Origin of the sequence: Brachyspira sp. (genome assembly GCF_029258575.1) — a bacterium.
Lineage (GTDB): Bacteria > Spirochaetota > Brachyspiria > Brachyspirales > Brachyspiraceae > Brachyspira.
In genome coordinates, this window is the sequence record NZ_JARHYI010000041.1 from 1 (window position 1) to 9,878 (window position 9,878).

General features: G+C 27.2%; 8 protein-coding genes. 6 read left to right on the forward strand and 2 right to left on the reverse strand.

Annotation, left to right across the window (positions count from 1 at the left end):
• Together Q1J76_RS03195 and Q1J76_RS03200 are read right to left on the reverse strand one after the other, a co-directional pair.
• The coding region (locus Q1J76_RS03195; RefSeq protein WP_300366677.1) for an efflux RND transporter permease subunit at positions 1-1,963 on the reverse strand (1,963 nt) is incomplete at its 3' end.
• A 20-nt stretch (positions 1,964-1,983) separates the two neighbouring features.
• A complete protein-coding gene (locus Q1J76_RS03200; RefSeq protein ID WP_300366680.1) occupies positions 1,984-3,489 on the reverse strand; it encodes a TolC family protein in 1,506 nt (501 codons plus the stop codon).
• A gap of 213 nt (positions 3,490-3,702) precedes the next feature.
• Here Q1J76_RS03200 and Q1J76_RS03205 point away from each other — a divergent pair, with 213 nt between their 5' ends.
• The 6 genes from Q1J76_RS03205 (at position 3,703) to Q1J76_RS03230 (ending at position 9,876) form a co-directional block, all read left to right on the forward strand.
• On the forward strand, positions 3,703-4,725 hold the full coding sequence (locus tag Q1J76_RS03205) for a LacI family DNA-binding transcriptional regulator (protein ID WP_300366683.1): 1,023 nt from the start codon (positions 3,703-3,705) through the stop codon (positions 4,723-4,725).
• Between the two features lie 242 nt (positions 4,726-4,967).
• Positions 4,968-5,546: a TRAP transporter small permease gene (locus Q1J76_RS03210; protein ID WP_300366686.1), complete on the forward strand. Its 579-nt coding sequence runs from the start codon at positions 4,968-4,970 to the stop codon at positions 5,544-5,546.
• Positions 5,547-5,565: 19 nt separating this feature from the next.
• Positions 5,566-6,849: a TRAP transporter large permease gene (locus tag Q1J76_RS03215; RefSeq protein ID WP_300366689.1), complete on the forward strand. Its 1,284-nt coding sequence runs from the start codon at positions 5,566-5,568 to the stop codon at positions 6,847-6,849.
• Between the two features lie 44 nt (positions 6,850-6,893).
• Positions 6,894-7,637 carry a sulfite exporter TauE/SafE family protein gene (locus Q1J76_RS03220; RefSeq protein WP_300366692.1) on the forward strand — a complete coding sequence of 248 codons (744 nt, stop codon included), beginning with the start codon at positions 6,894-6,896 and terminating at the stop codon, positions 7,635-7,637.
• Positions 7,638-7,659: 22 nt separating this feature from the next.
• A complete protein-coding gene (locus Q1J76_RS03225; RefSeq protein ID WP_300366694.1) occupies positions 7,660-8,529 on the forward strand; it encodes an NAD(P)-dependent oxidoreductase in 870 nt (289 codons plus the stop codon).
• Positions 8,530-8,556: 27 nt separating this feature from the next.
• The gene (locus Q1J76_RS03230) at positions 8,557-9,876 is read left to right on the forward strand and encodes a fucose isomerase (protein WP_300366697.1); all 1,320 of its coding nucleotides are present in this window, start codon (positions 8,557-8,559) and stop codon (positions 9,874-9,876) included.
• The last annotated feature ends 2 nt before the right edge of the window (positions 9,877-9,878 follow it).

The window sequence follows — 9,878 nt, forward strand, 5'->3', positions numbered from 1 at the left end:
AAGCTATTTTTTTCCTATTATTGGCAGGAACTAAATATATCATAGTACCAGCAATATTATCCATTTCCTCCGATACTTCAACAGTGTTTTTGTCCAATTGTTTTCCTAATAAACTATAAACTGCTATTATATCATTTGTACTTATAGTATCATAAATAATATTTTCTACTTTTTGAAGATATTTTTCTGTTTTATATATAGAACTTCCTACTCCTGTATCAATATTAACAACTATAACATCAGCACTAGTATCATAAACTAAAGTGAATTTTGAAAATATTACTTTAGCTATAGCAAGAGTTATAATCAAAGTAATTATGAAAAATGTAAATACAATATATCTAAATTTTAATGTGAGTCTTAAAAACTTAACAAAAGGTTTCTTTAATATATTGAACAATTTATCCTTATCAAAATCAAGAGGATTTTTAAAATTAAATCTCTTTCTTTTTGATATTCCTGTCAACTCCTCTTTTGTTATTAAATTATTTGGAAGAAGAAAAATAGCCTGAAATATACTAACAATCAAAGCAACTATAACAACTCTAGGATATTGATTAATTAATCTTCCCATAGTTCCAGTAACAAATATTATAGGAACAAAAGATGCTACAGTTGTAAGGGTAGAAACAAACATCGGCATAAATACTTCTCCTACGGCACTTTTTGTTGCGTAAAGACCTTTTATTCCTCTTTGATGATAATTAAATATATTTTCTGAAACTACTATAGAGTTATCTACTATCATTCCAAGTACAGTTATTATTCCTCCTAAAGATATTATATTAAAAGTAATACCCGAATATGTCATATATATAAGAGAAACTGCTATAACTATAAGCATACCTAATGATGTGAATATTGCACTTTTAAAATCCAAAAATATTATAAGTATTATAAATATTATTATGAAGCCTGTTATAATATTTGAAGAAACAGCATTTAATAAATCATTAATAGTCCTTGAGTTATCAGCCATAGGAATTATTTCTATATTATTTGGAATAGTAGCTTTATTATTTTCAAAATATTTATTAACATTATCTATTGTTTTTAATATATCAGCATCTTCTTTTTTTATTATATTTATAGAATAACCATGCTTACTATTTACTCTCATATAGACACTTTTATCAACGAATAATTCTTCAACCCTAGCAACATCTCCAATCCTTACAGGCTGCCCATTGAATATAGAGCGTATAATAACATTTGTAATTGATAAAGGATCTTGAAACTGTCCTGTAGTAACTAACAATTTATTTTTTTCTTCCAAATTATCATCTGAATGAGGCTTCATACTTCCGCTTGTAGATCGTATATTTCTCAAAGATAATGACTGTATAATTTCACTTAATGAAGTATAGTATTCTCTCAATTTATAAGGATCAGCTAATATTTGTATTTCAGGATCTGTTCTTCCGTATACCTCAATATTAGCAACTCCATCAACATATTTTAATTCTTTTTCAAATCTTTTGGATATATCATAAAGTTCTTTTTCTGTTCCTTCCATGCCTTCTTTAAACTTTATTCCCAAATTATATATAGGAAGTCTATTTGCATTAGCTTCAAAAATTTTTATTTCTGAAACATCTTTCGATACATTTGGAGCATTCTGAAGTCTTCTAAATATTTCATCTTTTACATATCTGGAATCTTTAAGATCCATATCTATTCTTATAGTAAGTATTCCAGCATTTTCTATTATAATGGAATAAAACTCATCAATACCCGATATAGTTTGAAGTTCATCTTCTATTGGTATCATTGCATTCTGTTCAACATCTTCAGGAGAAGCTCCGGGATATATTACTTGTACTATCATAACATCAAAGTCAGTTGATGGAAAAGCCTCTTTCTTTATATTAAGGTAAGAGTATATACCTACAGCTAAAGTTACCAAAATAATAACATTAACCAATAATCTGTTTTTTGCAAATAGTTCTATTATTCTGTCCATATTCTAATTCCAAATTTATTTTAATTATTAAGTAAAACTAAAGAATGATAATCCATTACAGTTGTGATTATTAAATATTCTAAATTAAGAAGTTCTGCTCTAGCCTGTGATAAATCAAGTCTTGCATTTATTATCTCATCTATAGGAAGACGCCCTTGTTTAAATTTAGCATTTTGAGTATTTATTCTCGAAACAATAGAAGTAACTTCTAATTTTTTATTTTCAAGCATTTTTTTATAAACTTCAAACTCATCATAATAAGTACCTATCTGTACATCAAAATCTCTATTAACTCTATCAAAATCTGCAGTAACAGCATTCAAAGCAGCATAAGCATCTTGCATTTTTGCTTTAGCATCTCTTCCTCCAATGGGGTAGGAAAACATAAGCCCTACAAAATAATCAACATTAGTCATAGTAGAAAAAGATTTAAAATATCCATTATCATCTAAACTTGATAATGACACATTTCCAACTATAGACAAATCAGGTAATGCATTATTTTTCATTATAGATAGGGCATATTCGCTTCTTAATTTTAACTGATAAGCCATTTGTCCTTGAGTACTTTCTAAAAATGGTACTATATCTATTTTGGCATTTATAGAAGTTTCTAATGTTTGATTCCAATCATCATCATTTGGTATTATATTTTCTTCTGGTATAAAAAACTGAATATTTCTTATAACTTTTTTAAGCATTAATTCTGATTTATTTTTTGCTTCTATATATTTTAAAGTTTGTCTTTTAGCATTTTGATAAGAATCATTATCTATAACCCCGCTTGTATATCTTCTATAAACTTGATTTTCAAAACTTTTTGCTTCCTTAATCATAGCATCATATAAAGCTATTAATTTTCTAGACATTATCCATTGATAATAAATTTTCTGATATGATGTAAGTACGCTATTATCATCTATTATTCTTTTTAACTTTGCTATAGTAAGCTGATATTCTGCATCTTTTATAGGGTATCTATCAAGTTTTCCAAAAAAATCTCTCAGTATAGGCTGAGCTACTTGTATTTTTATACTTGGAGCATAATATTTAAAATCATTTGTACTTAAATTTGGAAGTTTACCATTAATTGTACCAAAAGGAGTATTTACAGGAAGTACTACATCTCCTGTTTTTAAATCACCAAAAAAACTATCATGTTTAATTTCTACAGACCATCTAGTTCCTGAGTAGGGTATAAGTCCACTGAACCCTGCACCTATTCTAAAACCATTATAATTAAAATCTGAAGTTGGTATAAAACTGTACTCATCAAAATGATTTTGTTTTCCTATAGCACCTGCTTGCAAATCAAATTTCACATCGCCTGAACTTTTGGCTTTAGTTAAATTATTTTCTGCATTGCTTTCTTGAGAGGCTGTTAATTTCATCTCGGGTATTAATATTTTTATTCTTTCCATGTATTGAGTATATGGAAGTATAACTGTTTCATTCGTTTGTGCAAAAATAAAAATATTAAAAAATAATGAATGCAAAAAAATAATGTATATTAGTTTTTTTAACACTGTTAACACCTATTGAAAAGATTGATTGTATTTTATTGTTTTTTATTTTTTTATCAAGGACAAAAAATTTACTATTGTATGATAAACTACAAATGTTATTTTTTGTAAATTAATTGATTTTAATATTATTCATCGTATTACTTTGTATTGAAAAGAAATTTAAAATTATATATAATAAAAAATATCAATAATTTATTAATAAAGTTTTAGAATATGAAAAAAAATGGTATAAGAGATGTAGCTAAAATGGCTGGTGTATCTATTACAACAGTTTCGTTTGTTTATAATAATCCAGATAGGGTTAAAGAAGATACAAGAAAACTAGTTCTGGATGTTGCTAAAAAACTTAATTACACACCTGATTTTAATGCTTCGGGATTGAGAGGTAAGACAAATTTAATAACTTTAATAGTAAATTTTAATGTTGATGAACAAAGCCATCCAACTATAAGCGAAGCCATTCCTCATATCTCAAAACATTTAACAGCATTAGGTTATTATTTGATACCATTTTTTGAACCAGAAGAAAAAGAGACTATGTATTTAAACTCTATTATTAGTAATAAACAGATTTGCGGTTCTATATTTATGGCAAGTAAAAAGAATATGAAATTATTGGACTTGTTAATAGAAAAGAATATACCTACTGTAGTTATAGGAGATTTAGAGAATTATAGCAATAAAGTATTTTGTATTGATATAGATAATTCTAAAGAAATAAAAAACTTAGTTAATAAATTATATAAACTTGGCTATAAAAAAATAGCTTATGTTAGTGGAAATATAGATTATATAGTTTGCGAACAAAGATTAAAAGGCTATTATGATTCTGTAAAAGAGAATAATATACATAGCCCTATAGTATTAGGTTATACAGAAGATGCAGAAAAGATAAAGCAAGATATAAAAAAACTTATATCAAATAAAAAAGATATTCCTGATGTTATTATTTGTAAAGATGATATAAAGGGAATATATGTTATATCCGAACTATTAAGGAATAATATTTTTCCTGGTATTGATATAGGAGTTATAGGAATAGGCGGGATATCAGCGTCTGAATATATTTACCCTAATTTAAGCTCTTTAAGTTTCTCTATAAAAAATATTTCTAAATTGGCAGTAAAGAATTTAAATGATATGATAATTAATAATAAAATAATATCTGGTCAGAAATATATTAAAACTAAATTTTTATTCAAAGAAAGCTTAAAAGAAAAATCTATTAATTCTTAATAAAAAAATTAAAAAAAATGTTTCTTCTTGTTGACAAAGCAAAAAAAATGAATAGACTTATAAATATACAAATTAAAACGTTTTACATAAATTTAAATAACTTAAATCCTTGTTTTTTGTAATTACTATATAACAATAATTTAATAAAATTTGATTATACGTTTTATATTTTTTTATCTACTAATTAAAACGTTTTACATAACTGGGCATTTTTTTAAAACGTTTTATTTCAAGGAGCCTATATGAAAAGTATTATACAGTTTATTGATAATTTTCATAAGTTTATTTGCAAATTATTAGTTAATATTGCAACAATTACATTAATCGTTATGACCATTTCTGTTGTAGTACAGGTTGTATTAAGATATTTTTTGAAATCGCCTTTGAGATGGGTAGAAGAATTTGCTGTTTATTTGATGGTTTGGATGTCATATCTATGTTTACCTTATTTGGTTTATGCTGATAAAAATGTTGTAATGGAATTAATTTATGGAAGATTCAAAAATACTAAGATAAAATATATATTTGATATAATTTATATTTGTTTTATAGTTTTTATAGCAGTTACATATCTACCTTTTTCAATATCTTCTTTTCAGCAGGGAATGAATATTAGGGCTAATCTACTTCCTATAAGTTTAGCTGTTGTAAGAGTAGTAATGCCCATATCATTATTTTTGACTATAACAGTATCATTTCAGAAGTTAATTGTTAGTTTATGTTATTTATTTGATATAGATTATGCTGATTTATTTTTGAAAGATCCTTTTCAGTCATCTCAGGAAAATGAAGAAGACAGCATAGAAGAAAATAATAATTAATTTATTTAGGAGTTTAAAAATGAGTATAATGTTTTTTATTATATTTTTGGCTTTAATGATATTAGGGCTTCCTGTTTTATTTGCTTTAGGTGCAGCTCCGTTAATAGAAGTTATTATGGCAAATCAGATGAATTTAGTATCTTCTATGTTTAATAGAATTAATATTTCTCTTGAAAGTTTCACATTGCTTGCATTGCCATTTTTTATATTGGCTGGTGCTGTTATGGGTAAAGGAAGAATAACAGAAAAAATAATAGGTTTTTCACAGGTTATGGTGGGTCATGTAAAAGGAAGTTTAGGACATGTTGTTATATTATCAGCTACATTATTTTCAGCGTTAACAGGTTCTGCTGTTGCTGCTACATCTGCTATAGGAAATATGTTAATACCTGAGATGTATAAAAATGGATTTACTAAAAAATATGCAGCTGCTGTAACTGCTGCAGCGACAGTTTTAGGTCCTATTATACCTCCTTCAGGAATTATGATAATATATGCATTTACTATGAATGTATCTGTGGGTACTATGTTTATAGCATCAATCATACCCGGTTTATTATTTTGTATATCATTAATGATAGTTAATTATATACTATGTTCAAAAAAAGGATTCAATTTTAGAAGACCAAAGGCTACATTTACTGAAAAAATTATACAGACTAAGCATTCATTTTTAGCATTACTTACTCCTATAATAATATTAGGTGGAATATATGGAGGTGTATTTACTCCTACTGAATCTGCATCTGTAGCTGTAGCTTATGGTTTAATAATAGCTTTATTGATATATAAATCTATACCTTTAAAAGCATTATTTCCTTTATTCAGAGATGTGGCTATATCATCATCATCTATATTGCTGATGGTTGCTTTTGCTACAGGATTTGCAGTTGTGGCTTCTTTATCACCTATATCTATTTTTGCTAGTAAGATAATATTTTCTTTAGGAAATAATCCATATTTAGCTTTCTTTATTGTAAATATGATGCTCTTTCTGATTGGTATGTTTTTGGATGCAGGTCCAGCTATATTGATATTTGCTCCGATATTTGCACCTTCTTTAATATCTATGGGCATAGATCCTATACATTTCGGTGTAGTTATGAGTATTAATGTTACTATTGGTTTGGTTACACCTCCTATGGGATTAGTATTATTTATGTCTTCTGATATATCAAAAGTACCATTAGAAGATATAGTAAAAGAAACATGGCCTTTTATCTTATCAGAGATAATAGTTATATTCCTTATATCATTCTTCCCTGATTTAGTAATGGGAGTACCTTATTTACTTGGAATGTAATATAAAAAGAACATATTGATAAAAATAAATATTGGAAAATGATTATGATAGATTATATAGTTTTAATATTAATTATTGCTTCTACTCATTTTATAAGTGCTTTAACTGGTTTTGGATGTACCATTATTGCTATGCCTTTTGTAATATCATTAATAGGTATATCAGCAGCAAAATCAGTATTACTGGTTATGGGTTTGATACAGCCTGTATATGTGTTATTAAAAACATTTAAACATTTAAATTTCAAAACTTGTTTAATAATAATTGGAGTATCAGCATTAGGATTACCTTTTGGATATTTGTTGTACAGCAAACTTCCTCAGCAGCAATTAATAATGATATTGGGTATTCTTATGATTTTTGCAGGAGTACTTGGAATATTAAAATTAAGAGGTTTAGAAATTAATAATATACCTAAATTGGTTGGATATCTGCTATTATTTGCAGGCGGTATAATACAAGGTGCTTTTGTATCAGGAGGACCTCTAATAGTAATTTATGCAAGTATAATGCTTACAGATAAACAGGAATTTAGAGCTACTTTATCACTTTTATGGATTATACTAAACTTTGTAACTTTTATACAAAGTATATTAACAGGTGCTTATACTCCTGAGGTAATAAAATACACTCTTATTAATATTCCTTTTTTAATAGCAGCAATAGTTTATGGAAATAAATTAGCAGATAAAATTTCCAAAAGAACATTTGAATATATATTGAATGTAGTTCTTATAGCTGCAGGAGGAATTACAATATTTAATCAAGTTAGTCAATTAATAAAGTAAAAATAAATAAAAGGAGAAAATTATGAATATAGGTTTCATAGGCTTGGGTATAATGGGAGACCCAATGTGTAAAAATATAATAAAAAAAGGTAAAGATGATAAAGTGTTTGTATATGATTTATCTGATAGTAAAAAATCAGAGTTTGAATCATTAGGAGCAATATGGACTTCATCATCAAAAGAAGTTGTAGAAAAAGCGGAAGTTATATTCTCTATAATACCAAAAAGTGAACATGTATTATCTCTTTCAAAAGAAATAATTCCTTATTTAAAAGCAGGTAAAATATGGGTTGATATGTCTACAATAGATCCTCAAGTTTCTATTGATGTATCAAAAGAAGTTGAAAAAACAGGTGCTGTTATGATTGATTGTCCTTTAGTAAAATCTAAAGCGGCTGCTATAGAAGGAACTTTGGGTATATATGCAGGTGGAGATAAATCAGCTTTTGAAAGGGTTAAAGATATTCTATTACGTATGGGGAATAATGTTATACATTTAGGTGATAATGGAGCAGGACTTGTTATGAAAGCATGTCATAATAATTTAGTTACTCAAATACAAAATGGGGTAAATGAAAATATTTTATTAGCTAGCAAATTTGGAATTGATCCTGCTACATTTGAAAAAGCTATATCATATGGTGGAGGACAAAATTTTTATTTATCAAGTAAATATCAAAATATAGCTGAGGATAAGTATGATACTGCTTTCTCTATAGAAAATATGCATAAAGATGTTTATATAGCTGATAGATTAGCTAAAGAAGCTAGTCTTAAATTGAATGGTATGGAGAATACAAAGAAAGTATATGATCATGCTATAGAAATGAATTTGGGTAAAGAAGATTTTTCAGCTACATATAAAGCTGTTAGAGATATAGCCAATAAATAATAATAATTTTTTATGGAGGATTATAAAATGAAAGGTAAAGTAAAAATAGGTTTAGTATGTCTTTTAAGAAAAACTTTTGATTATGAAAGTGCTTGGAAAGAGTTTAAGAGTAAAGAATCAGAATTAAGAAAAATAGAAAATGTTGATTGGGTTATTATTAATGAGCCTGTAATAGAAGTGGAAGAAGCAAAAAAAGCAGCTGATCAGTTATCTTCAGAATTGGTTGATGGTGTTATCATTACAAGTGGAACTTTCCATCTAGGACATTTAGCACTTATCATTGAAGAAAAAGTAAAAAAACCTGTGCATTTATGGGGGCTTCCAGAGGCTGCTTATGATGGAGGAAAAATCAGATATAATTCTGCATGCGGTATTCATTTGAATAAATCTAATCTTTTTAAAGCAGGTGTTAAATTCGTGCATCATATTGTTGCTCCATTGCCTGATATTGATTGGATAGATGCTTTAAGAATGGTAAAAGCAATGGAAATAGCAAAAATAGCTTTAGTTGGTTCAAGAGCTCAAGGATTTTTTAATTTAGCTTTTGATGAATTGACAAGCTTTAAAAGTACAGGTGCCATGTTGGAATATTATCAAATAGCTGATATGTATAATCAGGAAGTAAGCGATGATGAAGCTAAAACGTATTTAGAAGAAATAAAAGGATTCTTTAATTGTGATGATGTTAATGATGAACAAATTAAAAAAGTTGCAAGATTATGTGTATCTATCAAAAAATTTGTTGATTCTAATCATATAGATGCTTTAGCTGTTAGATGCTTGCCTGAATATGCTCAAAGCTATGGAATATCTCCTTGTGCTGCTATGTCAATAATAGCTAAAGAGAAATACCTTTTAGCATGTGAAGGCGATGCTATGTTGGCTTTAAGTATGTTAATTTGTAAAGCTCTTGATATAGAAACTCCTTATTCTGCTGACTTCTCTCAAGTTGATTTTGAAGAAGATACTGCTTTATTATGGCATTGTGGAGTTGCTCCATGTAACCTTACAAATAAAAAATGCACTCCTACTTTAGATACATATTTTGCTGGAGGAAAAGGTGTTACTACAGGATTTGTGTTGAAAGAGGGTAATTTTAATATTGTACGTATTGATAGTGCTTTAGGAAAAACTAGAATATTTGCAGAAAAAGGTAATGCTGTATATATGGATAAACTTTTAAAAGGTACTTATGCAAAAGGAAAATTTAATAAAGGTGTTAAAGCTGTATATGATACTTTATTAGATAATGGTTTTGCTCATCATGTTGTTATGGTTTATGGTGATTATATAAATAAATTTAAATTATTATGCAAAATCAAAGGCTGGGAATGGATTGAAGCATAAGG